25 protein-coding genes are annotated in these 25,301 nt (G+C 70.3%); 13 read left to right on the top strand and 12 right to left on the bottom strand.

Annotation, left to right across the window (positions count from 1 at the left end; all coding sequences use genetic code 11):
- Nucleotides 1-2 precede the first annotated feature (2 nt).
- Nucleotides 3-650, top strand: a complete 648-nt coding sequence (locus I3V78_RS33810) for a hypothetical protein (RefSeq protein WP_204494231.1) — start codon at nucleotides 3-5, stop codon at nucleotides 648-650.
- Here the strand turns inward: I3V78_RS33810 and I3V78_RS33805 are convergent.
- The 5 genes from I3V78_RS33805 to I3V78_RS33785 all read right to left on the bottom strand — a co-directional run bounded on the left by I3V78_RS33805 (nucleotide 551) and on the right by I3V78_RS33785 (nucleotide 3,752).
- The gene (locus tag I3V78_RS33805) at nucleotides 551-1,174 is read right to left on the bottom strand and encodes a DUF2378 family protein (protein WP_204494230.1); all 624 of its coding nucleotides are present in this window, start codon (nucleotides 1,172-1,174) and stop codon (nucleotides 551-553) included. The genes I3V78_RS33810 and I3V78_RS33805 overlap by 100 nt on opposite strands.
- Nucleotides 1,175-1,228: 54 nt before the next feature.
- On the bottom strand, nucleotides 1,229-1,714 hold the full coding sequence (locus I3V78_RS33800) for an ExbD/TolR family protein (protein WP_204494228.1): 486 nt from the start codon (nucleotides 1,712-1,714) through the stop codon (nucleotides 1,229-1,231).
- Nucleotides 1,715-1,716: 2 nt separating this feature from the next.
- Nucleotides 1,717-2,142, bottom strand: coding sequence for an ExbD/TolR family protein (locus tag I3V78_RS33795; RefSeq protein WP_204494227.1), 426 nt, complete (start codon nucleotides 2,140-2,142; stop codon nucleotides 1,717-1,719).
- Nucleotides 2,143-2,244: 102 nt separating this feature from the next.
- On the bottom strand, nucleotides 2,245-2,925 hold the full coding sequence (locus tag I3V78_RS33790; RefSeq protein WP_204494226.1) for a MotA/TolQ/ExbB proton channel family protein: 681 nt from the start codon (nucleotides 2,923-2,925) through the stop codon (nucleotides 2,245-2,247).
- Between the two features lie 68 nt (nucleotides 2,926-2,993).
- Nucleotides 2,994-3,752, bottom strand: coding sequence for an energy transducer TonB (locus I3V78_RS33785; RefSeq protein ID WP_204494224.1), 759 nt, complete (start codon nucleotides 3,750-3,752; stop codon nucleotides 2,994-2,996).
- Nucleotides 3,753-4,044: 292 nt separating this feature from the next.
- On the opposite strand from I3V78_RS33785, the gene I3V78_RS33780 reads away from it, so the two are divergent.
- The 4 genes from I3V78_RS33780 to I3V78_RS33765 all read left to right on the top strand — a co-directional run bounded on the left by I3V78_RS33780 (nucleotide 4,045) and on the right by I3V78_RS33765 (nucleotide 10,697).
- A complete protein-coding gene (locus I3V78_RS33780; protein WP_476756493.1) occupies nucleotides 4,045-7,152 on the top strand; it encodes a TonB-dependent receptor in 3,108 nt (1,035 codons plus the stop codon).
- 30 nt (nucleotides 7,153-7,182) lie between these two features.
- Entirely contained in the window at nucleotides 7,183-8,001 is an 819-nt protein-coding gene (locus I3V78_RS33775; protein WP_204494220.1) for a hypothetical protein, read from the top strand.
- Between the two features lie 146 nt (nucleotides 8,002-8,147).
- A complete protein-coding gene (locus I3V78_RS33770; protein WP_204494218.1) occupies nucleotides 8,148-9,686 on the top strand; it encodes a radical SAM protein in 1,539 nt (512 codons plus the stop codon).
- 93 nt (nucleotides 9,687-9,779) lie between these two features.
- Nucleotides 9,780-10,697: a hypothetical protein gene (locus I3V78_RS33765; RefSeq protein ID WP_204494216.1), complete on the top strand. Its 918-nt coding sequence runs from the start codon at nucleotides 9,780-9,782 to the stop codon at nucleotides 10,695-10,697.
- 57 nt (nucleotides 10,698-10,754) lie between these two features.
- Here I3V78_RS33765 and I3V78_RS33760 read toward each other — a convergent pair whose 3' ends face one another.
- Entirely contained in the window at nucleotides 10,755-11,354 is a 600-nt protein-coding gene (locus tag I3V78_RS33760) for a hypothetical protein (RefSeq protein ID WP_239576841.1), read from the bottom strand.
- Nucleotides 11,355-11,363: 9 nt separating this feature from the next.
- Nucleotides 11,364-11,927, bottom strand: a complete 564-nt coding sequence (locus tag I3V78_RS33755) for a DUF4920 domain-containing protein (RefSeq protein WP_204494214.1) — start codon at nucleotides 11,925-11,927, stop codon at nucleotides 11,364-11,366.
- 68 nt (nucleotides 11,928-11,995) lie between these two features.
- Here I3V78_RS33755 and I3V78_RS33750 point away from each other — a divergent pair, with 68 nt between their 5' ends.
- Nucleotides 11,996-12,427 (top strand): DUF2752 domain-containing protein, encoded by a 432-nt coding sequence (locus I3V78_RS33750; protein ID WP_204494212.1) that lies wholly within the window; start codon nucleotides 11,996-11,998, stop codon nucleotides 12,425-12,427.
- Between the two features lie 14 nt (nucleotides 12,428-12,441).
- Nucleotides 12,442-13,026, top strand: coding sequence for a glycerol-3-phosphate 1-O-acyltransferase PlsY (gene plsY / locus I3V78_RS33745; protein WP_204494210.1), 585 nt, complete (start codon nucleotides 12,442-12,444; stop codon nucleotides 13,024-13,026).
- On the opposite strand, the gene I3V78_RS33740 is transcribed toward plsY, so the two are convergent.
- From I3V78_RS33740 to I3V78_RS33730, 3 genes are all read right to left on the bottom strand, one after another.
- Nucleotides 12,949-14,238: a THUMP domain-containing class I SAM-dependent RNA methyltransferase gene (locus I3V78_RS33740; RefSeq protein WP_204494207.1), complete on the bottom strand. Its 1,290-nt coding sequence runs from the start codon at nucleotides 14,236-14,238 to the stop codon at nucleotides 12,949-12,951. The genes plsY and I3V78_RS33740 overlap by 78 nt on opposite strands.
- A 63-nt stretch (nucleotides 14,239-14,301) precedes the next feature.
- Entirely contained in the window at nucleotides 14,302-14,583 is a 282-nt protein-coding gene (locus I3V78_RS33735) for an antibiotic biosynthesis monooxygenase family protein (RefSeq protein WP_204494205.1), read from the bottom strand.
- Nucleotides 14,584-14,641: 58 nt separating this feature from the next.
- Nucleotides 14,642-15,874, bottom strand: coding sequence for a Bcr/CflA family efflux MFS transporter (locus I3V78_RS33730; protein ID WP_204494202.1), 1,233 nt, complete (start codon nucleotides 15,872-15,874; stop codon nucleotides 14,642-14,644).
- 126 nt (nucleotides 15,875-16,000) lie between these two features.
- On the opposite strand from I3V78_RS33730, the gene I3V78_RS33725 reads away from it, so the two are divergent.
- Nucleotides 16,001-16,798, top strand: coding sequence for an IclR family transcriptional regulator domain-containing protein (locus tag I3V78_RS33725; protein WP_204494200.1), 798 nt, complete (start codon nucleotides 16,001-16,003; stop codon nucleotides 16,796-16,798).
- A 17-nt stretch (nucleotides 16,799-16,815) separates the two neighbouring features.
- Here the strand turns inward: I3V78_RS33725 and I3V78_RS33720 are convergent, their stop codons facing one another.
- On the bottom strand, nucleotides 16,816-19,911 hold the full coding sequence (locus tag I3V78_RS33720; RefSeq protein WP_204494197.1) for an FtsK/SpoIIIE family DNA translocase: 3,096 nt from the start codon (nucleotides 19,909-19,911) through the stop codon (nucleotides 16,816-16,818).
- 185 nt (nucleotides 19,912-20,096) lie between these two features.
- On the opposite strand from I3V78_RS33720, the gene I3V78_RS33715 reads away from it, so the two are divergent.
- The 5 genes from I3V78_RS33715 (at nucleotide 20,097) to I3V78_RS33695 (ending at nucleotide 24,263) form a co-directional block, all read left to right on the top strand.
- Entirely contained in the window at nucleotides 20,097-20,426 is a 330-nt protein-coding gene (locus I3V78_RS33715) for a TFIIB-type zinc ribbon-containing protein (protein WP_204494195.1), read from the top strand.
- A 2-nt stretch (nucleotides 20,427-20,428) separates the two neighbouring features.
- Entirely contained in the window at nucleotides 20,429-20,716 is a 288-nt protein-coding gene (gatC, locus tag I3V78_RS33710) for an Asp-tRNA(Asn)/Glu-tRNA(Gln) amidotransferase subunit GatC (RefSeq protein WP_204494192.1), read from the top strand.
- 4 nt (nucleotides 20,717-20,720) lie between these two features.
- On the top strand, nucleotides 20,721-22,181 hold the full coding sequence (gene gatA, locus I3V78_RS33705; protein WP_204494190.1) for an Asp-tRNA(Asn)/Glu-tRNA(Gln) amidotransferase subunit GatA: 1,461 nt from the start codon (nucleotides 20,721-20,723) through the stop codon (nucleotides 22,179-22,181).
- Between the two features lie 28 nt (nucleotides 22,182-22,209).
- Nucleotides 22,210-23,649, top strand: a complete 1,440-nt coding sequence (gene gatB, locus I3V78_RS33700; RefSeq protein ID WP_204494187.1) for an Asp-tRNA(Asn)/Glu-tRNA(Gln) amidotransferase subunit GatB — start codon at nucleotides 22,210-22,212, stop codon at nucleotides 23,647-23,649.
- A gap of 71 nt (nucleotides 23,650-23,720) precedes the next feature.
- Nucleotides 23,721-24,263 carry a hypothetical protein gene (locus I3V78_RS33695; protein ID WP_204494186.1) on the top strand — a complete coding sequence of 181 codons (543 nt, stop codon included), beginning with the start codon at nucleotides 23,721-23,723 and terminating at the stop codon, nucleotides 24,261-24,263.
- A 32-nt stretch (nucleotides 24,264-24,295) separates the two neighbouring features.
- Here the strand turns inward: I3V78_RS33695 and I3V78_RS33690 are convergent, their stop codons facing one another.
- The gene (locus tag I3V78_RS33690; protein ID WP_204494184.1) at nucleotides 24,296-25,258 is read right to left on the bottom strand and encodes an isopenicillin N synthase family dioxygenase; all 963 of its coding nucleotides are present in this window, start codon (nucleotides 25,256-25,258) and stop codon (nucleotides 24,296-24,298) included.
- Nucleotides 25,259-25,301: the final 43 nt, after the last annotated feature.

Genomic DNA, 25,301 nt, shown 5'->3' with positions numbered 1-25,301 from the left:
TCATGGAACAAACCGCTCCGGCCACACCCGCCGCCTCCGTCCACGTCCGCCGCGCCGACATCAAGCGCAACGCGCGGCTCAAGCTGACGTTCGCCATCTTCCGCTTCTGTCTCTACGGAATGGTGGGCCTGTCCTCGGAGATCTTCTTCTACAACCTGGTGCGGATCGCCCGGCACGTGCCGGTGCTGGAGATGCTCTTCCGCTTCCAGTGGCGGGTGGATGACCGGCTGGGCCTCAACGGCATCTGGGACACGCCCGTGTCCACGGCGTACGGCCAGTGCTCGTTGTGGATGTTCCTCATCTACGGCGTGGCCTGCTTCTTCTTCATCGAGGCCATCTACCGCCGCACCTTCCGCCACCCCACGCTGCTGCGCGCGGTGCTCTACGGCTTCGCCATCCTCTTGTTCGAGGGCCTCAGCGGCGTGTTCCTCCTGAAGCTGACGGGCTACCAGATCTGGTACTACGCGGACGCGGGCGCCATCCTCTGGCAGATGACGTCGCTCTACATCCTGCCCATCTGGATGGTGACGGGCCTCCTCGCGGAGGTCATCTACAGGGAGTTGATGGATCCGGACCTGGTGGCGGCCTTGGAGTCGCCCTTGCCCGCGACGCCCGAGGCGACCGAGGCCTCGCTCCAGTTGATGCAGTAGGTGCAGGCGTGGCCGTCGTAGCCGGCCAGCGCGACCTGGATGTTCTCCGCGCCGGCCGTGCGCAGGCCGGCGTGGATGATGCCCGCGGTGAACATGGGCAGGGGGCCCACTTCGTTCATCCACAGCTCGAACTGGCGCGGCCCCAGCTCCTTGAGGCGTGACTCGGTGTAGTTGTTGCCCGAGCGGAAGTTCTGCGTGGCGCGCATGAGGGCGCGTCGCGGCCCGAGGACGCGCAAGAGCGAGAGCACGGCGCGCCCGAGCATCGTCTCCCGGTAGCCGTCCATATAGGCCTCGCCGAGCTTGAACGCGCTCTGGTCGAGCGGGAGCTGGGGGTAGAGCTCCTCGGCGGTGATACGCAGGAAGTTCATCCACGCATCGAACGGGTAGGCGGGCCTGAGCTTCTGGCCGAGGTCGAGCCCCGCCTTGAGCAGGCGCTCCTTGCAGGCCGGCGACAGGCGCCCATGCAGCGCGCGCACGAAGACTGCTTCGATGGTCTGCTCAAAAATCAGGAGCTCGTCGGCCATGGGAATCTTCCCACTCTAACCGACGAGCCCTGGGTTGTGAAACGGGACTGAGCGTCAGGGCGTCGGGACGGGGGCCGGCGCGGCGCCCGGATCCGCCGAGCCCGCGGGGGCCAGGGGGATGTCCTCGGTGGCCATGCCGAGCACGAAGGCGCCGGCCTGCTTGGCGCCGTCGAAGGCGGCCACGAGCTTGCTGTAGCTGGCCTTGTCGTCGGCCACGAAGAAGACGATGCGGTCTTCCTTCTTCTTGGCGCTCAGCATGCGCTTGAGCTTGTTGACGTAGTCGGTGGGCGAGACCGGCTCGGTGTTGATGGAGTAGCTGCCGTCGGGGTCCAGCTTGACGATGAGCTGGGTGTCGTCCTGCGGCTGCTGCTCGGCGGGGACCTCCTCGGTCTCCGGGATGCGCACCTCGATGTCCTTCTCGAGCAGCGGGGTGACCACCATGAAGATGATGAGGAGCACCAGCACCACGTCCACCAGCGGCGTGACGTTGATCTCCGAGTTGGGGGGCGTGGTGGGCTTGACGAATTTGCGCGTGGCCATGGCTAGTTCTTCTGCTCCTCGACACCGAGGAAGACCTTCTTGGCCTTGGCCTTGCGGGTGATGTCCATCACCTGGCGCACGTCGCCCACGGTGAGGGTGCTGTCGCCCTTGAGGAGGATCTTCTTGTTGGGCAGGTAGGCGAGGTCCGTGCGCAGCTTCTGCTCGAGCGCGGCGGCATCGAACTCGTCCTGCTCGATGTACGTCTTCTTGTCCGCGGTCACGGAGAGGACGATGGGATCGGGATCCTTCTGGGATTCTTTTTCACCCTCGACCTTGGCGGCCTTGGGCAGGGTGACGGACTTGCCACGCTGGAGCATGGGCGTGACGACCATGAAGATGATGAGGAGCACCAGCACCACGTCCACGAGAGGCGTGACGTTGATCTCGGCCTTGGGGCCCCCTTGGGAGCCACCGGTTGACATACCCATCGTGCACCTGCTGCTTGGAAGAGGAGAGAGAGGCCCGGCCCTGCACGTCCCTCCCGCGGCGCGGGAGGAGTCGGGCCGGAAGCTCTCGAGGGAGGGAGTGCGCTACGCCTGGGGGGCGTGCGAACCACCACCGAAGTGCCGCGCCACCACGTCCAGGAACTCGTTGGACGACTCGGAGATGTCCACCGAGCGGCCGTCCACCCAACCGGACAGGAAGTTGTAGGCGATCACGGCGGGGATGGCCACGAGCAGACCGAACGCCGTGGTGATGAGCGCCTCGGAGATACCGGCCGAGATGGTGGCCAGACCGCCCGAGCCCGCCGCCGACATCATCTGGAAGGCGTTCACGATACCCATCGTGGTGCCGAGCAGACCGACGAACGGAGACGTGGAGCCCACGGTGGCCAGCACGCCGAGGCCGCGCTTGAGGCTCTGCACCTCACGCTGCGCCTGGCGCTCCAGGGCGCGCGCCACGGACTCCACCGCCACGTCCTTGTTGGCCGGGCTGATGCGGAAGGCCGTCAGGCCCGAGTTGATCACGCGGCCCAGGTGGCCCACGTCCTTGCCCAGGTTGGCGCCGGCGGCCTGCTGCAGGTCCCCCTTGGCCAGGATGGCACCCATCTTGGCGGCGAAATTGCGCGAGTCCTTGCGCGTCTTGCGGAAGACGAGCATGCGCTCGGCCATCACGACCAGGGACGACACGGACATGAACGCCAGGGTGAAGATGATGAAACGGGCGAAAGCACCCGTGCTCTCCCAGATGTGTGCGAGTGAGAAATCCATGATTGGGGGAACGCTCCTCCTCGAGCGCGGTTGGGTACGGCGGGAACGACAGGGGGGGTAAGGAAGAACTAGCGGGGCAGGCTCAGGCGGATGTTGAAGGTGTAGTCGACCTGGACGGCGCGGCCCTGGAAGGTGACGGGCTTGTAGCGCTGGGCGTACAGCGACTCGAGCACGGCCTGATCCATGTGGGGCAGCGGCTTGATGATGCGGCAGCGCTCGACGGCGCCCTCGGTCGTGATGACGCACTTGACGATCATCAGGCCCTGCACGCGGGCCTCGAGGGCCTCGCGGGTGTACTGCGGCGCGGGACCGGACATCTTCTCCGGACGCGTCATGCCGGCGCCGAAGGGGAGCACGTCCGTGCCGGTGCCGCCCAACTGGCCGCCGAGCACGCCGCCCACCACGCCGCCGATCACCCCGCCCACCACGCCGCCCTCGACGCCGCCTTCCACGCCGCCCTCGACCTCCTCCTCGCTCGCCTCCTCTTCCTCCTCGGCGGCGGGCTCGGGCTCGACCTCCTTGGGCGGCTCCTTGGGCATCTCCTTGGGCTGGACGATCACGTCCGGCTTCTTCACCACCGGCTTCTTGGTGGGGTTGCTCTTCTTCTTCGCCGGAGGCGGGGGGGGAGGCGGCGGAGGCGCGGCCACGGGCGGAGCCATGGCCTGCTTGAAGGTCACCTCGACCTCCTTCTCCTTTTCCTTCGGGGGCTGGATCGACAGCCACCCGATGAGACCCACCAGACCGACGTGCAGAACCACCGAGACGGCGGCGCCCAGCCCGATACGGGACTTGGGGCCTTGCCCGCGGTCAAGGACAGAGTCGAACATGCGCTAGAGCTCCTCTACTCACTCCGGTGGATACCCACCACATCCCGTCCGGATCGCAAAAGGCGCGCTACATTACAAAAACCGGGAACGGGTGCAAGTGACCCCACCCTGGAAGTCCACCTGCGAGGACGCGCAATGCCCCAGGAGTCACCAAAAAGCAACGCCGTATTGACAACTGGTGGACCTCGGATATTTTCCCGAGCCATTTTATAGTTGCAGTTGAAGTGCAGCCCACCTTGGAGGGGTTCCCAGCATGCAAGTGAGACGAATGCTCCGGGCGACTGGAGCGGTCGTGGTCGCGGGTCTGACGTACGGGACTGCGGCCTACGCGGACAGCGTCATCATCGGTACGGTCGTTAGCGCCGAGAACAAGAAGCCGGTCGCGGATGTCGTGGTCACCGCCACCTCGCCGAACCTTCAAGGTGAGCAGGTCGTCGTTACCGACGCGCAAGGCCAGTACCGTATTCCCCAGCTGCCGCCGGGTGTGTACACGCTGCGCTTCGACAAGGAGCAGTTCAAGCCCTACGCCCGCTCGGAGATCCAGCTGCGCCTGGATCGCACCATCCGCGTGAACGTGGAGCTGCTGCCCGAGAGCTTCACCGAGGTCATCGACGTGGTGGCCCGCCCGCCGACGATCGACGTCGGCTCGACGAACGTGGGCGTCAACGTCGACCAGGACTTCATCAAGCGCATCGCCGTGAACCGTCCGGGCGGCAAGGGAGGCGCGGCGCGCTCCTTCGACAGCCTGGCCGAGCTCGCCCCCGGCGCGCAGAACGACTCCTACGGCGTGTCCATCAACGGCGCGACGTCGCCCGAGAACGGCTACGTGGTCGACGGTCTGTCGACGAACGACCCGGCCTTCGGCGTCAACGGCAGCCCGCTGAGCGTCGAGTTCGTGCAGGACGTCAACATCATCACCGGTGGCTACATGCCGGAGTACGGCCGCTCGACGGGCGGCGTGCTCAACGCGGTGACGAAGTCCGGCTCCAACGAGTTCCACGGCTCCGTGTACGGCACCGTTACCCCGGGCCTGTTCGAGGGTGAGCGCCAGCGGGTCATCAGCTCGAACTCGGTGGTCGGTGGCCGCAACGCCCTGAACCTGCTGGGCGACGTGGGCGCCACCCTCGGTGGTCCCATCCTCAAGGACAAGCTGTGGTTCTTCGCCGGCGTGGCGCCGTCGTTCAGCCGCTACACCCACACCCGTACGGTCAACTACTACGAGTCCGAGGGCACGGGGGCTGACCGCTCGCTGAAGATCGATCCGGAGACGGGCGGCTACGTCGCCTCGCCGATCCCGGGCTCCAACCGCGACTACCGCGTCCAGGCCCAGGCGCTGCAGTACCTGGCCAAGTTGACGTACCTGGTGAACCAGGATCACAACGTGTCGCTGTCCATCAACGGCACGCCGAGCTCCTCCGGTGGTAACGGGGTGCTCTCGATCGACCCGCAGTCGGGGGGTCTGCCGAGCCGTCTGCCCGGCAAGCCGGACAGCTACGGTCAGGTCGTGGACGTGGCGAGCAGCACCGCGGTGGCCCTCAAGTACGCGGGCGCGTTCATGGAGAAGAAGCTCCTCCTCGACGCGACGGCGGGCTGGTTCCACCAGGTGGCCTCCACGCTCCCGTCCGATGGCACCGCGGTGGGCGCCACCACGGGCCTGGCGGGTCTGGCGGCCGTGCAGTACCGCGCCAACCGCTCCATCGAGTACTACGAGCCCACCCTGGCCTACCAGGGTCTGTGCGAGACGCTGCCCAACGGCGCCCTCACGTGCCCGGCCCAGACGTACAACGCCGGCGGCCCGGGCTTCATCAGCGACGGCAAGCTGGACCGCTACCAGGTCAACGCCAAGGCGACCTACCTGCTCAACGCGCTGGGCAACCACGTGCTCAAGGCGGGCGTGGACGTGGAGCAGCTGAGCTACAACCAGCTCAAGGCCTACTCCGGTGGCGTGTTCCTGCGCGAGGCGCTCAACGGCAACACGTTCGCGGACTACCGCCGCTACGGCTACCAGACGGCGCCGGACGTCGCGGTGCCCGCGCTCACCCAGAGCTCGGTCTCCACCAGCACCACGGCGGGCGGCTTCCTCCAGGACAGCTGGACGATCGCCAACCGCGTGACGCTCAACGTGGGCGTGCGCTACGACGCGCAGTTCCTGTTCGGCGGTGACGGCAACCTGGCGTTCGTGCTCGGCAACCAGCTGTCGCCCCGCGTCGGCCTGATCGTGGACCCGCTGGCCAACGGCCGGATGAAGCTGTTCGCGAACTTCGCGCGCTACTACGAGCAGGTGCCCATCAACCTGCTGGACCGCGCCTTCCCGGGTGAGCGCCGCTACGCCGCCAACCGCGTGGGCGGTGCGGGTCGGCTGTGCGACCCGGCGACCGTGGACACGGCCGAGGGCCAGGCGGGCTGCATCTCCGACGCCGCGCTCGTGACCAACGCGCCGACGAGCCTCAACCCGAGCTTCAAGTACTCGGGCGGCAAGGCCGATCCGGAGCCGGTGGACCCGAACCTCAAGCCCCAGGGCTCCGACGAGTTGCTCCTGGGCGCCGAGTACGAGCTGCTCGCGAACATCCGCCTGGGTGCCAACTACACCTTCCGCAAGATGAACTCGGTCATCGAGGACATGAGCCGCGATGACGGCAACACGTACTTCCTGGGCAACCCGGGCGACGGCTTCGCCAAGGACTTCCCGAAGGCCGTGCGTGACTACAACGCGGTGACGGTGCTCCTCAACCGCACCTTCGATCAGGGCTGGCTCGCCCAGGCGAGCTACACCTGGTCGCGCCTGACCGGCAACTACCCCGGTCTGTTCCGTCCGGAGAACGCGCAGCTCGATCCGAACATCCTCTCGGACTTCGACCTCGTCTCGCTGCTCAAGAACCGCTCGGGCCTGCTGCCCTTCGACCGCACGCACGCCATCAAGCTCTTCGGCGCCAAGGAGTTCCGCTTCTCCAACGCCCTGAGCGCCAGCCTGGGTGTGTCCTACCGCGGCAACTCCGGCACGCCCATCAGCTACATCGGTGGTCACCCCCTGTACGGCCCGAGCGAGGCGTTCATCCTCACGCGTGGCACCGGCGGCCGCACGCCCTGGGTGAACAACATCGATGGCAACATCGGCGTGAACTACAACATCACCAAGACGAACCAGCTGTCGTTCACGCTCGACGTCTTCAACGTCTTCAACTTCCAGCAGATCGCCACGGTCGACTCGAACTACACCCTGTCCAGCGTGCTGCCCATCGACGGCGGCAAGGCGGCGGGCAGCGAGCTGACCCCGGGCGAGGTGTTCAACGTGGACGAGGGCCGCCCCCTGGAGGCCTCGGAGGTCAACCCGAACTTCCGCAAGGCCACCTCTTACCAGCCGCCCCGGCAGATCCGTCTGGGCATCAAGTACACGTTCTAGTCCTCCAGCCAGATGGGAACTCCAAGACACATGAGCAAGCGCATTTCAATGGCAGTGGCCGTGCTTGGCGCGGTCGGTACCCTGGCGGGTTGCAACCTCGAGCAGCCCACGGCGGGCTGCTTCGTGCAGGACGCGAGCGCCTACGCGTGGCAGGCGAAGTACATCCTCAAGAACCCGGCCGACGCGGCGCTGTCCTGCGGCCAGTTCAAGGGTGAGGACATGGGCGTGTTCAAGTACACGAACCCGGACGCCTCGGCGGCCGAGGTCGCCGAGAACCGGGGCGCGCGCATCGCGATCCGTCCTCGGCGGCTCGCCTCGCTGTTCCGCGCCACCTACCAGCGTGATGTCGTCGGTCCGGACGGCAATCCGCTGACCGCCACGGTGCGTCGCGCCGAGGGCGTGGTGGACCCGACCGCGGCGACGGGCCTGTCGACGACCCTGGCCCAGGAGCCGGACGCCGATGGCCTGTGCCTCGCCACGGGCTTCAATGAGGCCCGCGTGGCCGCGCCCGCCGCCTACAAGAACGCCGCGGATGGTGGCGGTCTCATCGTGGGTGCGCAGACGTTCGCCTACCAGTACGAGAACGTCGAGGTGTACTCGGCGCCCTCGGCTCCTGGCACGCAGATGCGCGGCACGGTGAAGATCACCGACGACACCTGCACCGCGGAGTACGAGATGTGGGCCCTGTGGCCTGCCGCTCCGTGCGACCCCGGCGCGCCCCTGGATGAGGAGAACTGCGGTCCGACCGCGGGCGTCAACCCGGACTTCAACGTGGTGTGCGACCCGGACCTGCGGCGCTGCGTGCCCGCGGTGCGGCCGCCGTCCTTCAAGCCCGGCACCGTGCAGTAGCTCGACCGCCCGGCGGCTCACCCGCCGGGCGTCGTTCCGCTCGAATTCCACTCCGGCCCCGGCCGCCGCTCCCCAGAATGGGAGTGGGGGTACGGGGCCGCGGTGTTATGGACGGACCTCGTCACACGGTTTCCCCAGGAAGGTGCATGGAGGGTCGCTACTCACTCGTCGAACGCGCTCGGGCCTTGTTGGCCGACGAGCAGGGCACGCTCTACAAGGAGGCCCCCTACCGGGTCGCCCTCTGCTACCCGAGCCCCTACCACGTGGGGATGAGCTCGCTGGGCTACCAGGCCATCTACGGCGAGGTGCATGCCCACCCCGGGGCCACCGCCGAGCGCGTCTTCCTGCCGGATGACGTGGAGGCCTATCGCCGCACCCGCACGCCGCTCTTCTCGCTCGAGACGCAGTCGCCCGCGGCCGACTTCCACCTGCTGGCCTTCTCGGTGGCCTACGAGCTGGAGCTCACCGGGCTGTTCTCCATGCTGGAGCTGGCGCGCATCCCCCTGCTCACAGCGGAGCGCACCGAGCGCCATCCAGTCATCGTCGCCGGTGGCCCGCTCACCTTCTCCAACCCGGATCCGCTCGAGCCCTTCGTGGACGTGCTCGTGCAGGGCGAGGCGGAGGATCTCATCCACGTGCTCCTGGACGCGGCGCAGTCCATGGACAAGGAGGCCCTGCTCGCGCACCTGGCCACCGTGCCGGGCTTCCGCGTGCCCGGGCGCGGCGGCACGCGCTACCACGTGGCCAAGGCCACGGACGGTCGGCTCCCGGCGCGCTCGGCCATCGTCACGCCCCACACCGAGCTGCGCTCCATGTTCCTCATCGAGCCGGAGCGGGGCTGCTCGCGCGGGTGCCACTACTGCGTCATGCGGCGCACCACCAACGGGGGCATGCGCACCGTGCCGCCCGAGCGCGTGCTCTCGCTCATCCCCGATTATGCCAAGCGCGTGGGGCTCGTGGGCGCGGCGGTGACGGACCATCCGCGCATCGTGGAGCTGTTGCGCACCCTGGTGGACGCGGGCCGCGAGGTGGGGGTGTCCTCGCTGCGCGCCGACCGGCTCACCCAGGAGCTGGTGGACCAGTTGCGGCGCGGCGGCGCCACCAACCTCACCGTGGCCGCGGATGGCGCCTCGCAGCGCATGCGCGACCTGGTGGATCGCAAGCACTCCGAGGAGCAGATCCTCCGCGCGGCCCACTTCGCCAAGACGGCTGGCATGCGGCAGCTCAAGGTCTACAACGTCGTGGGCCTGCCCCTGGAGGAGGACGCGGACGTGGACGAGCTGGCGCGCTTCACCACGGAGCTGTCGCGCATCATGCCGGTGGCGCTCGGCGTGGCTCCCTTCGTGGCCAAGCGCAACACGCCCCTGGACGGGGCCCCCTTCGCGGGCATCCGCGAGGTGGAGGCCCGCCTGGAGCGGCTGCGGCGCGGGCTCAAGGGCCGTGCCGAGGTGCGGCCCACGTCGGCCCGCTGGGCGTGGGTGGAGTACATGCTCGCCCAGTGTGGGCCCGAGTCGGGTCTGGCCGCCCTGGATGCCTGGAAGGACGGAGGCAGCTTCGCCGCCTTCAAGAAGGCCTTCCAGGCCCGAGGCTGTCAGCCCTACATGGCCCGCCGGGTGGAGGACGGCCGACGCCGGGCCGTCACCTGGCCCATTGTCGACGGGGTGGCACCGCCGAGCGCCGCGTGAGGCCGCGCGCGGCGAGCCCTTGCCCGCCTCCTCCCGCTGTCTGTTAGAAGGCCCCACGCGCCGCTTCCGGCGCCCAGGAGGCTTGCAGCCGCAGTGAGCACGGAACGCGTGGACAAGGCGTGGCAGGGCAAGGGACTCAAGGACTACTCGACGGATGCCATCCTCGGCACCCTCGGCAACTACGGCATCCAGGTGAGCGAGGCGGACTTCCGTCAGCTCGCCGAGAAGGCCTATCCCTCGGGCATCGCCGAGCAGTGGTTGATGGCGTGGAAGGGCACCGGCCAGTTCAAGCCCTTCCCGTTCGCCGCCGCCGGCGAGCTGTGGCGCCGCTGGCTGGGGGATCGGCTCGCGCCCTATGAGTTCTCCGAGGGACTCGCCCAGCTCATGGGCTCGCTCGGCCAGCTGCTCCAGGGTCAGAAGCAGGCCCCGGTGGCGCCCGCCTTCGAGCGCATCGGGGAGCTGCGCAAGCGCGTGCCCACCAACGACAAGGGCGAGCCCGAGGTGAACTTCATGCAGGAGGCGCTGCGCGTGTTCGACGAGCGCTCCGCCCGCGTGTTCGACGACCTGGCGGAGATGCTCGCCAAGGCGGGCCATGGCGACTTCGCCGACGCCTTCGCCGACCTCGAGGAGTTCCTCCTGCCGGATCGTCGGGGCGTGGCCAAGCCCATCATCCGCGCCGCCAAGGGCGAGCGTGACCCGGCGATCGAGGAGCTGCAGAAGGTCGTCACGGACGGGGGCCGCACGCCGCTCTCGCGCGTGCTCGCGGTGGATGCCCTGCTGCACCTGGGCGCCAACGACAAGGTCGCCGCCGTGGGCCGTCCCCTCCTGGAGGAGGGCGAGCGGGGCCAGGACTGGCACCTCGCGCTGGACATGATCGCCCGCCTGGAGCACGCCTACAAGCAGCTGGGTGACCGCGGCGCGCTCCAGGCCCTGGAGCAGGACCGCGCCCGGGTGGAGAAGGCGCACGACGAGGCCCACCCCGGCCACCGGCGCCACCAGCACCGGCACTGAGCCTACTTCCGTCCCTCCGTCGCCCGGCTCCGGGCGGCGCGGGGGCGCGGACGGCGCTCAGTAGGGCACGTCCTCCTCGGTGGGCTCCGGGGTCGCCGCGCTCGCGGCGGCGAGGGAGGCCTCCGAGGTGGACGCCTCCGGCTCCTCGCCCCGGCGGGGCAGGCGGATGACCTTCACCGCGGCCACCCCTTCCTGCACGTCCTTCACCGGCACGATGGCGCCCACCGTGGTGTAGCGGATGGCGCCCGTCTGCGTGAAGGTGTGGCGCAGCTCGTACGCCTTGGCCCTCGGCAGGAACCACTCGCGCACCGCCTTGAGCGGCAGCACGTGCAGCTCGCCCTGCACGAGGAACACGTAGAGCATCAGGTCCGCGCCGCTGTAGAGGAAGCAGCCCGGGGTGTCGCGCTCCAGGTTGGAGACGAGCTCGAAGAAGTAGCGCTTGCGGCGGGGCTGCCGGTCGCCCTTCACCTCGATGCCGCGCACCTCGCCCGAGGGCAGCTCCCAGAGCAGGTCCACGCCCCGGTGCTGGAAGCGCGGGTCCTCCTGCACGTCATGGACGCGGGAGCCCGGCTCCTGGGATTGCAACCAGGCACGGGCGTGCTGGACGGCGCGGTCACCCACGCCCATCACGCCCCGCATGCTGAAGCCGCGTGCCATGGGGGGGGCCTAGCGGCGCAGTTCCACGCCGGAGGCCACGAGCTGCACCTCGCGCGGCTTGCCGTCGCCGCCGCGGGGGACGATGGCGCCCTCGGCCTCGTAGTGCCTGGCCATGTCCTCGGTGAGCTCGGACACCTTCACCACGCCCTCCACGCGCGCCGCCGAGCCCGCGGCGTCCAGCGGGACGAAGAAGCCGTAGTTCTTGAACGTCACCCGCACGCCCGCGCCCTTGTCGCTGGAGGCGAGTTCCATCCAGCAGCCCTTCTTCTGGCAGGCCTTGCGCACCTGGCCCTCCACGCGCACCGTCTGGCCGTCGTGGGCCTGGGGCTTGGCGAGCAGCTCGGTGAGCGCCACCGCGGGGGCGCCCTTGAGGGGCTCGCCGCGCGTGAGCGTCCAGTCCTCCTTGGGCTTCTCGCCGGCGGCGGCCTCGTGGGGGTGGGGGCACTCGGCCTGGACGGCCGCCTTCTCGGCCGGCTTCTTCGCGGCCGCCTTCTGGGCGGCGGGCGGGTTTCCGGCGAGGGCCACGAGGGGAAGGGCGAACAGCGTCACCAAGGCAGCGCGCGAGGTCTTCATCCCCCAGGAATTAGCGCGAAAGCCTTTGGGCGGGCAAGGCGCGGGGCTTCCCGAGTACACTCCGCGACGTGAAGCTCCATCTTCCCGCGCCCAACCGCGTCTTCGGGGTGTCCGACACCCTGGGCGTCGTGGGCCTCGTCGGGCTGTTCGTGGCCCGCTACATCCCCGTGGCCCGGCTCATCCCCTTCTGGGGCTGCACCTTCCGGGAGCAGACCGGCTGGCCGTGCCTGGGCTGCGGCCTCACCCGCGTGGCGGATCGGGTGGCGCACTTCCAGTTCGCCAGCGCCTGGCACGTCAACCCGCTGGGCACCGTGGCCGCGTTCTTCTTCGCGCTCATGGCCGTGGTGACGGTGCTGCACCTGGCCTTCGCCATGCCCGTGCCCCGGCTGGAGCTGTCCGACACCGAGTGGCAGCGGGTGCGCCTCGTGGCCATCGCCCTCATCCTCGTCAACTACGCCTGGGTGGTGGTGGTGACGCGCTTTCCCTACCTGCTCACCTGACAAGGCGGTCCGCCGTGTCCACCGCCGCCGCGCTCCTCCTGCTGGGCTACCTCGCCGGCTCCATCCCCTTCGGCGTGCTGCTCACCCGGTGGGTGCGCGGCGTGGACGTGCGCCAGAGCGGCAGCGGCAACATCGGCGCCACCAACGTCACGCGCGTGGCGGGCAAGAAGCTCGGCGCGGTGGTGCTCCTGCTCGATGCCCTCAAGGGCTCGCTCGCCGTGGCCGCCGCGCTGTGGCTCGTGCCGGAGGCGCCCCGGCTGCATGCGGCGGTGGGGCTCGCCGCCTTCCTCGGTCACGTCTACCCCGTGTGGCTCAAGCTCCAGGGGGGCAAGGGCGTGGCCACGGCGCTCGGGGTGCTCGTCGTGCTCGTGCCCGTGGCGGCGCTGTCCGCGGCGCTCGTCTACGCGGGGCTCGTGGCCGCCTGGCGCGTGAGCTCCGTGGGCTCGCTGGCCGGCGCGGTGACGGCCGTGGCGGTGGCCGCCCTCACCGCGCGCGCCCCCGAGTACGCGGGGCTCACCTTCCTACTCCTCGCCCTCATCTTCTGGACGCACCGCGGCAACATTCACCGGCTGGTGCGGCGCACGGAGCGGCGCTTGTGACGGCCGCGTGCGCGCCTCTTGTGCCGGCCGCGTGCGCGCCTCTTGTGCCGGCCGCGTGCGCGCCTCGTAGAAGGGCGGGTAGCCGAGCAGCGTGCACTCGATGGGGCCGTTCCAGAGGTCGCGGCGGACGCTCGGGCGCGCGTGGAAGGCGCTCTCGAAGGCCACGTTCCCCGAGAGCACGAACAGCCGCCAGCCCTTCTGGGCGCGCAGGCTGTCGCCCAGCTTGAAGTAGAAGCTCTTCATGCCCTTCTGGCCGCCCGCGCCGCCGATGCGGTCGCCATAGGGCGGGTTGGTGAGCAGCAGGCCCGGGGGCTCGGGCAGGGGCGGCAGCTTCGTGGCATCGCCCTCGGTGAGCTGAATCTCCTCGCCCAGCCGCGCCGCCTTCACGTTGCGCAGCGCCGCCTCCAGGGCCTCGGGATCCTTGTCGAAGCCGAGCAGCGGCACGGCCACCTTGCGCTCGTTGCGGCGCGCGTCCGCGCGCATGTCCTCGAGCAGCTCGCGCGCGCGGGTGCCCAGGTGGGGCCACTTCTCCACGGCGAACGTCCGGGTGAGGCCGGGCGCGCGGCGGCGGGCGATGAGGCCCCCCTCGATGAGCACCGTGCCCGAGCCGCACATGGGGTCGACGAGGGCCTCCTCGCCGGTGTAGCCCGCGGCGCGCAGCAGGGCGGCCGCCAGCGTCTCCTTCATGGGGGCGGCGGTGGGGCGCACCCGGTAGCCGCGCCGGTGCAGGGGCTCGCCGCACAGGTCCAGCGACAAGGACAGCTTCTCGCGCACCAGGTGGGCCACCACCCGCACGTCCGGGTCGCGCGTGTCCACGTCCGGCCGGGCGCCGCGCTTGTCGCGCATGCGGTCCACCACCGCGTCCTTCACCTTGAGCGCCACGAAGCCCGTGTGGCTGTGCTCGCTGTCCTTGAGCGTGGCCTCCACCGCGAACGTCGTCTCCGGGGTGAGGTGCTCCTCCCAGGGGACGCTGGCCACGGCCGCGTACAGCCCGTCGGCGCCCCGGGCCTCGAACTCGCCCAGGGGGTAGAGCACGCGCATGGCGATGCGCGACCAGAGGCAGACCTTGAGGGCCTCGTCGAGCGAGGCCATGAAGCGCACGCCGCCGCGGTCCTGGCGGATGCGGCGCGCACCCAGCTCCTTGAGTTCCTCGGCGAGCAGGTCCTCGGTGCCGCGGGCGGTGGTGGCGAAGAGGGCGAGACGTTCGGCCATGGGCACGGCCCATATCCGGATGTGGGCCCCGGGACCAAGAGGAAAGCCGGGGGGAGGGCCCGGTTAGCGCGCCAACACCTCGTACAGCGTGAAGGTGGCGTCCTGGCGTGCGCTCGCCGCCCGGGTGGCCTTGAAGTCCTCGGATTGGAAGTACGCCTTCATGCACTCCTTGTCCCGCCAGCGGGTGATGAGGAGCAGCTCCGGCTCGGGCTCGAAGGAGCGCAGCACCTCGAGCCCGAGGAAGCCCTCGTACCGGTCCACCGTGCGCGAGCGGGCCCCGAAGGCGGCTTCCAGGTGCGTGGCTTCCTGGGCGGACACGCGGAAGCGGTTGATGGTGACGAGCATGGCGGGGGGACTCTGGAGGGCGCCCGGGGCCGCTGGCAACCCCCCCGGGGGACTGGGCTCAGGCGCGGGTGGGCAGGGCGTCGGTGTCGGGCGGGGCCTGGTGCTCCACGGGCCGCACGACGAGGACGTAGACGAGCACCGAGGCGAGCGCGAAGCCCGCCATCACCACCGCCACGGGGAGCGCGCTGGTGCCCTGGAAGAGGACGGCCACGAGCGCGCTGGACGCCGCGGCCACGAGCATGCGCAGGGCATTGAGCACCGCGCTCGCCACGCCGGCGATGTCCGGCATGGGCTGCAGCGCGCCGTGGGTGGCGTTGGGGGTGATGAAGCCGAGGCTGAAGTTGGTGAGCGCGAACAGGGGCAGCAGCGTGGCCACCGAGGCCAGGCCCGTCCCGGTGACGAGCACGAGCAGCAGCGAGCCGAGGCCGCCCAGGGCGAGCCCCAGCGTCAGCAGCCGGGCCGCCGGGACGCCCCGCGCGCTGAGCCGGCCATTGGCGAACGCGCCCGCCATCATCGCCAGGGCGGTGAGGGCGAAGCAGGTGCCGTAGACCGCGGTGGACACGCCCAGCACGTCCATGAGCACCAGGGGCGAGCCGGAGATGTAGGCGAAGCAGCAGCCGAACGACAGGGCGCTGAGCAGCGAATAGCCGAGCGACAGCCGGTGGCCGAACACCCGCGCGTAGCTCCGGGCGAGGCCGCGCGGCGACAGGGGCGCCTGGCTCCGGGGCGCCGACTCCTGCAAGCCCCCGGCGGTGGCCAGCAGCAGCACGAGCCCGCCCGCGGCGAGCGTGAAGTAGATGGCGCGCCAGTGGCTCACCGCCAGCACCCCGGCGCCAATCGTGGGGGCGATCATCGGCGCCACGCCCATGACGAGGCTCACGTAGGACAGGCGCGTGCGCGCGACGGCGCCCTCGAACAGGTCGCGGATGATGGCCATCACCAGCACGGAGCCCGCGCCCGCGCCCGCGCCCTGGATGAACCGGCACACGAGCATCACCGGCAGCGAGCCCGCGAGCGCGCAGCCCACGCCCGCCGCCACGAACACCCCACAGCCCACGAGCATCAACGGCCGGCGCCCGTAGCGGTCCGACAGGGGCCCGTACACGAGTGGCCCGAGCGCGAAGCCCACCATGAAGAGGCTGAGCGACAGGCTCGCCCCCGCGCTCGTCGTGCCCAGCGACTGGGCCATGAGCCCGAGCGCGGGCAGCCCCATGTCGATGGAGAAGGGCGGCAGCGCGCTGAGCGCGCCCAGCAGCAGGGTGAAGACGAAGGACTGGGGACGGATGCGCACGGCCGAACCTTTCTCACGGCCCCGACAAGGATGTACCACGATGCGGTACAGTGTATTGTGGAGCGGTACAACCCTTAAAGGCCAGGACGCACGGTGTCAATGCCGGCGCCCGGGAGGTGCTCTGCGGTGGGGGACAGGACGAAGGACGAGGAGACGACGGCCCGGGAGGGGCGGGGGGAGTCCATCCAGGTCATCGCCCGGGCGGCGGCCATCCTCCGGGCGCTCGCGAGCCAGTCCGAGGGCTCGAGCCTGGGGCGGCTCGCCCGGCAGGTGGGGTTGCCGCGCTCCACGGTGCAGCGGATCGTCGGGGCGCTGCGGGACGAGCAGTGGGTGACGGTGGAGGACGGCCTCCGGCTCGGGCCGGGCCTGGTGGCGCTGGCGGGCGCGGCCCGGGGGGACGTGCTGTCGGTGGCCCAGCCGCACCTGGACGCGCTGCGCCAGCGCGTGGACGAGACCGTCAACCTGACGCTGCTCCAGGGGCGGCGCGCGGTGAGCGTGGCGCGCAGCTTCTCCGACCGGCCGTTGAGTGTCCGCGGCGCGCTCGGAGACACCTACCCCCTGCACAGCACCTCCCACGGCAAGGCCCTGCTCGCGGAGATGACGGACGAGCAGGTGCGCCGGCTCATGGGCTCGCGGCTGGAGCCGCTCACGTCCCGGACGCTGCGCACGCTGCCCGCGCTGCTCGAAGACCTGCGGGGCGTGCGCGAGCGGGGCGTGGCCGTGGACGAGGAGGAGCACGCCGAGGGCATCTGCGCGGTGGGTGTGGCGCTGCGGCTCGCCACGGGCCCGCGCTACGCCCTGGCCATTCCCATCCCCGCGAGCCGGTTCGCGGCCCGGCGGGACGTCCTGCAGCGCGAGCTGCTGCGCTGCCGGGAGGAACTGGAGGCCACGATGGCGGGAGTGCTTCCCCCGCCGGGCCCCTGAGCGCCTCACGCGGCGCCCTACATCGCGCTGGTGCCCATCTCCCCCACGCCGCGGATGAGCACCTCGCGGGGCTTGGCCCCGTCGGCCGGGCCCACCACGCCCTCGCGCTCCATGCGCTCGATCATCCGGGCCGAGCGGTTGTAGCCGATGCGCATCTTGCGCTGGAGCATGGAGATGGAGACGGCCTTCATCTCGCTCACGGTGGCGAGCGCCTGGTCGTACAGCTCGTCGGACAGGTCGTCCTCCTCGCCGCCGCCGCCCTCGCCGTCCTCCTCGCGCGGCTTGAGGATGGACTCGTCGTAGACGGGCTTGCCCTGGGACTTGAGGTGGTCCACCGCGCCCTTGATTTCGCTCTCCGACACGAAGGCGCCGTGCACGCGCTGCAGGTGCGCGCTCGTGGGCGGCATGATGAGCATGTCGCCCATGCCGAGCAGGGCCTCGGCGCCCACCGTGCCCAGGATGGTCATGGAGTCGGGCTTGGAGCGCAGCATGAAGCTGATGCGCGTGGGGAAGTTGGCCTTGATGATGCCCGTGACCACGTCCGTGGAGGGGCGCTGCGTGGCCACCATCAGGTGGATGCCGGCGGCGCGCGCCATCTGCGCCAGGCGCGCCACGTACGTCTCCACCTCGCGGCTGGCCACCATCATCAGGTCGGCCAGCTCGTCGATGATGACCACGATGTAGGGCAGCTTCTTCCACTCCTTCTTCTCCTCGGGCGCGTCGCCCGAGTCCCCGGCGGCCCCGAGCGCGGCGTCCACCGCCTCGTCCATGCCGTCGTCGTCCTCGTCCCCGGCCGCGTCGAGCGCGGGGGCGTCCTCGGACTCGGGCGTGGCCTCGAGTGCCTCCTCGTCATCGTCGAAGCGGGGCGCGGCGACCCCGGGCCCGGCGCTCGTGGGCGCGCTGGGCTCCTCGAACTGGGCGTCCTCGGGCGTGGCCGCGTCCACCACCAGCACCTTCTTGGGCTTCTTCGGGACGCTGGCCTTGCGGGGCGCCTCGTGGGCGGGCTTGGAGGCGCGCTCGGCCTCGGTCGTCTCCACGAGCTTGTTGAAGCCGGCGATGTTGCGCACGCCCGCCTCGGACAGCATCTGGTAGCGCCGCTCCATCTCCTCCACGGCCCAGCGCAGCGCGAGCGCCGCCTTCTTGGGGTCGGTCACCACGGGCAAGAGCAGGTGCGGGATGCCCTCGTACACGGAGAGCTCCAGCATCTTCGGGTCCACCATGATGAAGCGCACCTCCTCGGGTGTGGACTTGAGGAGGATGCTCATGATCATGGAGTTGACGGCCACGGACTTGCCCGAGCCGGTGGTGCCGGCGATGAGCAGGTGGGGCGCCTTGGCCAGGTCGAAGACGTACGGCATGCCCTCGATGTCCTTGCCCACGCACATGGTGAGCTTGCTGCTGGCCTTCTGGAACAGGTCCTGCTCGGCGATCTCCTTGAGGAACACCGTCTCGCGGTCGCGGTTGGGCACCTCGATGCCGACCACGCCCTTGCCGGGGATGGGCGCCACGATGCGCACGCGCATGGCCTCCATGGCCATGGCGAGGTCATCCTGCAGCGCGGCGATCTTGCTCACCTTGATGCCGGGCCCCGGGAGGAACTCGTACATGGTGACCACGGGGCCGGGACGGATTTCCACCACCTCGCCGGTGATGCCGAAGTCGGCGAGCTTGGCGCGCAGCTTCTCCGCGGTGGTGAGGAAGGCGTCCTTGTCGAGCGCCGAGCGCTCCTTCTTCTCGACGGAGAGCACGTCCAGCGGGGGCAGCGAGAAGCTGGTGCGGCCGCCCACGAACTGGAACTCGTGCTCCTTCTTCTTGGCGACGACGGCGGTGGGCTTGGGCGGGGCCTTGGGCTCCACGATGAGGGGCGTGCGCGCGGCGAGCGCGGAGGGCGGCGCGGGGATGAGGGCCGAGGGGGCCGCGGGCGCGGGCAGGGGAGCCTCGGCGTCGAGCGCGTCCACGCCCGGGCCGGTGATGATGTTCGGGGCCTTGGGGCGCTTGCCCTTGGCGGGCTCGGCGGGGGCGGGGGCGGCGGCCTGCGGCGGGGGCACGGCGTTGGCCGCGCCCGAGGGGGCCAGGAACGACGCCCACACGGGATCCGCGCCGGGCGTGGGCCGCGCGGGGGCGGCGGGCGGGGTGACGATGACGGGGGTGGAGGCGGGCAGCTCCGGGTTCTTCCGGGCCTCGCGCGCCGCGTCCTTGGCGTCCTTGGCGGCCTTCTTCGCTTGGAGCAGCCGCTCCTTCTCCTCCTGGCGGGACAGGCGCAGGGACTCCTCGGCCATGGCCTCGGCCTCGGCCTCCTCCGCCTCGGCGATGAGCTGCTCGGCCTCGTCGAGCTCGGCCTCCTCGGCCTCCAGCTGCGCGAGGAAGGCGTCCTCCTCCTCCTGATCCTTGGCGGACTGCTCCTTGCGCTCCTGGTAGGCCTGCTTCTGCTGTTCCCAGAAGGCGAGCGCGCTGGCCTCCACGCGCTGGGCGATCACGCTCGCCCCCTGCCACGCGAGCGAGCACAGCTTGAGGAAGGTGTACTGGGTGCCGACGATGAGCGCCGCGGCGCACACCGTGGTCACCAGGATGATGGTGCCCACCGTGGAGAACAGGCCCACGAGCACGCCGCCCAGGCTGGAGCCGATGAGGCCCCCGGGGGGATGGGCCTGCCCGGGCTGGTTGCCGAGGAAGAGCTGGGCGAGCACGGCGCCGCTCAGGGTGAGCAGCACGAAGGCGACGAGCTGGGGCCAGCGCCGGCGCTCGCGGCTGCCCACGAACACGACCATGGCGGCGTAGAAGCCGCACAGGGGCAGCAGGTAGGCCCACACGCCGAGCAGGCCGCGCAGGTTCTCCGCGATGAGGTGCCCCATGGGGCCCACCGCGTTCTGGAAGCCGGGGCCGCGCCGGTCCTTCATGTTGTAGGTGGCCACCGACACCAGCGACAGCACCGAGGCCGCCAGGAGCACCAGGCCGATGAGCGCCTTGCGCCCCGGTCCGGCCTCCTCCTCGCCCAGGCCCCGCTTGGCCTTCTTCTCCGCGATGGCCTTGCGCCTCGAGGCGATGTCCTGCCGAGACAGGACCGTCTTCTCCGCCCTGGCCGTCTTCTCCGCCCTGGCCGTCCGTTCCGCCATGACTTGCTCTCACTCCCCAGTAGCGGCCTGTAGCAGCCGTCGGGCGGAGTGTAGGGAGGGCAGGGGGCCGGTCAATTTTCCGGCGGGTCGTCCAGGGAGCCGCGCCCACCACTTTGGGGCGCCGCCCGGGAGCGGAGCATGTATCTTGCCCTCATACCGTCGCGTCGCACCTGGAGCCAGCCCTCATGTCTCACATCGAGAAGCCGTCCACCCCCGAAGAGGCGTACTTCCAGCACGAGGAGATCGAGAAGAAGCGCAAGCTCGCCTTCGAGCAGGCCCAGCGGCTGCAGATCCAGCAGCGCGAGGAGCTCAAGGCCCTGCACTACATGAAGTGCCCCAAGTGCGGCCTGGACCTGCAGCCCGTCGTGCGCGCCGACGTGGAGATCGACACCTGCTTCAACTGCCACGGCATCTTCCTGGACGCCGGCGAGCTCGAGGTGCTGCAGAAGCAGATGAAGCACGAGAACGACGGCAAGTGGATGGGCGCGGTGCTCAACCTCTTCAAGAACAAGTAGTCATGAAGCTCTCCGTCGAGCAGGTCCGTCACGTGGCCGGTCTGGCCCGCCTGTCGCTGTCCGCCTCGGAAGAGGAGCGCTACGCCGTGCAGCTGTCGGCCGTGCTCGACGCGGTGGCGCAACTGGAGGAGCTGGACGTGGAGGGCGTGGAGCCCACCTCGCATGCCTCGCTCGCCGCGGCGCTCCTGCGCGAGGACACGCCCCGGCCGTCGCTCACGCCGGAGCGCGCCCTGGCCAATGCCCCGGCGCGGGGCGGCACCAGCTTCGCCGTCCCGAAGATCCTGGAGTGACGCCATGTCGTTGACCGACCTCACCCTGTTGGAGCTGGCGGAGAAGCTCGCCTCGGGACAGACGAGCGCCGTGGAGGCGACGCGGGCGTGCCTGGCGCGCATCGCCCAGGTGGACGGGAAGGTGAAGGCCTTCCTGCGTCTGGACGAGCGCGGGGCGCTGGCGGCCGCCGAGGCGAGCGACGCGCGCCGCGCCACGGGCACGCGCCTGGGCCCGCTGGATGGCGTGCCCGTGGCCGTCAAGGACATCTTCCTCACCGAGGGCGTGGAGACCACGTGTGCCTCGCGGGTGCTCCAGGGCTTCGTGCCACCCTACGACGCCACGGCGGTGACCCTGCTCAAGCAGGCGGGCATGCCCATCGTGGGCAAGCTCAACCAGGACGAGTTCGCCATGGGCTCGTCCAACGAATCGAGCGCCTTCGGGGCGTGCCACAACCCGTGGGATTTGACGCGCACGCCGGGCGGCTCCTCGGGGGGCTCGGCGGCGGCGCTGGCGGCGCGCGAGGTGTTCGGCACCCTGGGCACGGACACGGGCGGCTCCATCCGCCAGCCCGCGGCGCTCACCAACACGGTGGGGCTCAAGCCCACCTACGGGCGCGTGTCGCGCCAGGGCGTCATCGCCTACGCCTCGTCGCTGGATGCGCCGGGCCCCATGGGGCGCACGGTGGGCGACGTGGCGGCGCTGCTGCAGGTGCTCGCGCGGCATGATCCGCTCGACTCCACCTCCGCGGCGGTGGAGGTGCCGGACTACCGGGCGGACCTGGAGGCGGGCGTGGCGGGGCTCAAGCTGGGCGTGCCGCGCGAGTACTTCGTCGAGGGCATGGACCCCCAGGTGGAGGCGGCGGTGCGCGCGGCGCTCGCGGCCTACGAGAAGCTCGGGGCCACGCTGGTGGACGTGTCCCTGCCGCACACGAAGTACGCGCTGGCGACGTACTACCTCCTGGCCCCGGCGGAGGCCTCGAGCAACCTGGCCCGCTATGACGGCGTGCGCTACGGCTTCCGGGCGCGCGAGGGCAAGGGGCTCAAGGACATGTACGGCCAGACGCGGGACCAGGGCTTCGGGCCCGAGGTCAAGCGCCGCATCATGCTGGGCACGTACGCGCTGTCGGCGGGCTACTACGACGCCTACTACCTCCGGGCCCAGAAGGTGCGCACGCTCATCCGCGAGGACTTCACGCGCGCCTTCACCCAGGTGGACGCCATCGTGACGCCCACCTCGCCCGTGCCGGCCTTCAAGCTGGGCGAGAAGGTGGAGGACCCGCTGTCCATGTACCTCATGGACGTGTGCACGCTGCCGTGCAACCTGGCGGGGCTGCCCGGGCTGTCCCTGCCCTGTGGCTTTACCCGGGAGGGGCTGCCGGTGGGCTTGCAGCTCATGGGTCGGCCGTTCGACGAGGCGCGGCTCTTGCGCATCGGCCGGGCGTTCGAGCGGGAGCACGACTTCACGCGCCGCCTGGCGCCCCTGTGAGACCCACGGGAAGAGACACGGAGACGCCATGTCGCTGAGCGATTTCCAGCCGGTCATCGGGCTCGAGGTCCACGCCCAGATGCTGACCCACACGAAGCTCTTCTGTGGCTGCGCCACCGCGTTCGGCGCGGCGCCCAACCACCACACCTGCCCGGTGTGTCTGGGGATGCCCGGGGTGCTGCCGGTGCTCAACCAGCGCGTGGTGGAGTACGCCATCCGCGTGGGCCTGGCGCTGGGCTGCACGGTGAAGAAGACGAGCGTGTGGAGCCGGAAGAACTACTTCTATCCGGACATGCCCAAGGGCTATCAGATCACCCAGTACGATCAGCCCATCTGCGAGTGGGGCCACCTCGCGCTGGACACCCCCGAGGGCGAGCGGCGCATCCGCGTGCGCCGCATCCACATGGAGGAGGACGCGGGCAAGAGCGTGCACGACGCCTCGGCGAGCGAGTCCCTGGTGGACTTGAACCGCGCGGGCGTGCCGCTCCTGGAGATCGTGAGCGAGCCGGATCTGCGCACCTCGGACGAGGCGGTGGACTACCTCAAGTCCCTGCGGGACGTGCTCGTCTACCTGGGCGTGAACGACGGCAACCTGGAGGAGGGCTCGTTTCGCTGTGACGCCAACGTGTCGGTGATGCGCAAGGGCGCCACCGTGTACGGCCAGCGCGTGGAGCTCAAGAACATCAACTCGTTCCGGTTCGTGAAGCAGGCGATCGACTACGAGATCTCCCGCCAGGTGGATCTGATCGAATCGGGCGGGAAGGTGGACCAGCAGACGCGGCTGTACGACCCGAACAAGGGCGAGACGCGCGCGATGCGCTCGAAGGAGGACGCGCACGACTACCGCTACTTCCCGGAGCCGGACCTGCCGCCGCTGCACCTGACGGACGCGCAGCTGGACGAGGCGGGGCGGTCGCTGCCGGAGCTGCCCCGGGCCAAGGTGTCGCGCTTCATGAGCCAGTACGGCCTGCCGGCGTACGACGCGCGCATCCTCTGCGCCGAGCGCCCGCTGGCGGACTACTTCGAGGCGGTGGCGCAGCACCACGCGGACGCCAAGCGGGTGTCCAACTGGTTCCTGGGCGAGCTGTTGCGGCTGCTCAAGGAGGAGGGGGGCAGTGTCACCACGCTGCGCTTCTCCACGGTGCAGTTCGGTCGGCTGCTGGGCGCGGTGGAGAAGGGGACCCTCTCGTTCAACGCGGGCAAGGACGTGTTCGGGGAGATGTTCCGCACGGGCCGCGAGCCCGAGGCCATCATCGAGGAGAAGGGCCTCGCGCAGGTGAGCGACACGGGGGCCATCGAGGCGGTGGTGGACGACGTCCTCGCCCAGAACGCGGACACGGCGGAGAAGTACCGGGCGGGCAAGAAGCAGATGTTCGGCTTCTTCGTGGGCCAGGTGATGAAGGCCATGAAGGGCAAGGGCAACCCGGTCCTGGTGAACGAGCTGCTCAAGAAGAAGCTCGGCGACTAGCCGGTCCGCCCACCAGTCGGGGGGGCGGGCGGGGTCGGGGGCACGCTCCGGGCCATGCCTACCCTCAAGGCATGGACATCCTCCCTTTTCCCCGACAGACCCCCCGTCAGGCGGCGAGTGTCCCCGTGTCCGTGCGCGAGCACACGGGACTGCTGGACACGAGCGCCGCGGCGGGCATTCCCGCCATGCCCCTGCTGGGCGTGCTGCCCGTGCGGCGGCTCATCCCGCAGGACCTGCACTCGGTGCTCGACTACCAGGGCGCGCTGAGTGTCCTGGGGGCGGGTCTGCTGTCGGAGAGTCGGGGGGCGCGGCTCGCGGGCGTGGTGCTGGGGAGCGCGGGCCTGGGGGTCGCGCTGCTCACGGACTACCGGCTGAGCCTGCGCAAGTTCATCCCCATCGAGGTCCACGAGGCCATCGATCACCTCTGGAGCCTGGGGGTCATCGCCGCGCCCTTCGTGCTGGGCTTCGCGCGCCGGAGCCGGTGGGCCACGGGCGTGAACCTGCTGGTGGGCGCGACGACGATCCTCGGCTCGCTCTTCACCGACTACCGGGCCCAGCGCGGGGTGCAGTGGGGCCGCGGCGCGGTGACGGACCTGGGGCCCGTGGGGGCCTGAGCCCGTCACCCGGGCCCTCCACTCGGGCCCATCTACTTGATGAGGCCGATCTCCCGCAGGCGCTGCTGGAGGAAGGCATCGGCGGTGATGGGGGGCTGGCCCGGCTTCTCCGGCGAGGTGGTGCCGGGCAGGGCCTCGAGCATGCACTCCGGATAGGGGTGCACGAAGAAGGGCATGGAGTAGCGCGTGTTGTCCTCGGCGAGCGAGGGCGGGTTGACCACGCGGTGGGTGGTGGCGGGGATGATGCCGTTGGTGATGCGGCTGAGCATGTCGCCCGAGTCCACGACGATCTGTCCGCGCAGCGTGTCCACGGGGATCCACTCGCCGTCGCGGGTGAGGATCTCCAGGCCGGACGCGGTGCCCTCGCACAAGAGGGTGATGAGGTTGATGTCCTCGTGCTCGGCGGCGCGCACCGCGCCCGGGACGAACTTCTCCTTGAGGGGCGGGTAGTGGATGACGCGCAGCACGGAGGTGCCGTCCTGGGCCATGTCGCTGAACGTGGTGCGCGGCAGCTCGAAGTACTCGGCGATGGCCTGGAGCATCACGGCCGCCGCGTCGTCGAGCGCGTTGAAGAGGGCGAGCGTGTTCTCGCGGAAGGTGGGCACCTCCTCGGGCCAGATGTTGTGGGCCGCGGTGTTGGGCCGGCGCGGGTGGCCCTCGGGCAGGTCTCGCCCCACGTGCCAGAACTCCTTGAGGTCTCCCACGGTGCGGTTCTTCGCGTGCTCCTTGCCAAAGGGCGTGTAGGCGCGCTGACCGCCGTAGGCGGGCACGTGGTAGCGGTGCTTCACCGCGTCGCTCTGACGGAAGAAGGACTCCACGTCCGCGTAGGTGCGGCGGATGAGCCCATCCTCGATGCCGTGGCCCTCGACGGACACGAAACCGAATTCCTTGAGGGCGTCTCCGAACACGCGCACGAAGCGGGCGCGCTCCTCGGGGTTGCCCGAGCGGTAGTGGGACAGATTGACGAGGGGGATGCGGCGAGAGGCTGGGGACATGGCCCGCCCACTCTAGCCGCTCGCGGGGGGGCGGGTGAACACC

It is taken from the genome of Archangium primigenium, from assembly GCF_016904885.1.
Taxonomy (GTDB): domain Bacteria; phylum Myxococcota; class Myxococcia; order Myxococcales; family Myxococcaceae; genus Cystobacter; species Cystobacter primigenius.
This window is presented reverse-complemented; position numbering and strand designations above follow the sequence as displayed.

Coding starts and splice junctions, on each gene's coding strand:
- I3V78_RS33715 (WP_204494195.1), top strand. CDS start 20,097: ATGTCTCACATCGAGAAGCCGTCCACCCCCGAAGAGGCGTACTTCCAG.
- I3V78_RS33740 (WP_204494207.1), bottom strand. CDS start 14,238: ATGGCCGAACGTCTCGCCCTCTTCGCCACCACCGCCCGCGGCACCGAG.
- I3V78_RS33755 (WP_204494214.1), bottom strand. CDS start 11,927: ATGAAGACCTCGCGCGCTGCCTTGGTGACGCTGTTCGCCCTTCCCCTC.
- I3V78_RS33690 (WP_204494184.1), bottom strand. CDS start 25,258: ATGTCCCCAGCCTCTCGCCGCATCCCCCTCGTCAATCTGTCCCACTAC.
- I3V78_RS33800 (WP_204494228.1), bottom strand. CDS start 1,714: ATGGCCACGCGCAAATTCGTCAAGCCCACCACGCCCCCCAACTCGGAG.
- I3V78_RS33805 (WP_204494230.1), bottom strand. CDS start 1,174: ATGGCCGACGAGCTCCTGATTTTTGAGCAGACCATCGAAGCAGTCTTC.
- I3V78_RS33735 (WP_204494205.1), bottom strand. CDS start 14,583: ATGCTCGTCACCATCAACCGCTTCCGCGTGTCCGCCCAGGAAGCCACG.
- I3V78_RS33775 (WP_204494220.1), top strand. CDS start 7,183: ATGAGCAAGCGCATTTCAATGGCAGTGGCCGTGCTTGGCGCGGTCGGT.
- I3V78_RS33785 (WP_204494224.1), bottom strand. CDS start 3,752: ATGTTCGACTCTGTCCTTGACCGCGGGCAAGGCCCCAAGTCCCGTATC.
- I3V78_RS33810 (WP_204494231.1), top strand. CDS start 3: ATGGAACAAACCGCTCCGGCCACACCCGCCGCCTCCGTCCACGTCCGC.
- gatA (WP_204494190.1), top strand. CDS start 20,721: ATGTCGTTGACCGACCTCACCCTGTTGGAGCTGGCGGAGAAGCTCGCC.
- gatC (WP_204494192.1), top strand. CDS start 20,429: ATGAAGCTCTCCGTCGAGCAGGTCCGTCACGTGGCCGGTCTGGCCCGC.
- I3V78_RS33795 (WP_204494227.1), bottom strand. CDS start 2,142: ATGGGTATGTCAACCGGTGGCTCCCAAGGGGGCCCCAAGGCCGAGATC.
- I3V78_RS33760 (WP_239576841.1), bottom strand. CDS start 11,354: ATGGCACGCGGCTTCAGCATGCGGGGCGTGATGGGCGTGGGTGACCGC.
- gatB (WP_204494187.1), top strand. CDS start 22,210: ATGTCGCTGAGCGATTTCCAGCCGGTCATCGGGCTCGAGGTCCACGCC.
- I3V78_RS33695 (WP_204494186.1), top strand. CDS start 23,721: ATGGACATCCTCCCTTTTCCCCGACAGACCCCCCGTCAGGCGGCGAGT.
- I3V78_RS33770 (WP_204494218.1), top strand. CDS start 8,148: ATGGAGGGTCGCTACTCACTCGTCGAACGCGCTCGGGCCTTGTTGGCC.
- I3V78_RS33720 (WP_204494197.1), bottom strand. CDS start 19,911: ATGGCGGAACGGACGGCCAGGGCGGAGAAGACGGCCAGGGCGGAGAAG.
- I3V78_RS33790 (WP_204494226.1), bottom strand. CDS start 2,925: ATGGATTTCTCACTCGCACACATCTGGGAGAGCACGGGTGCTTTCGCC.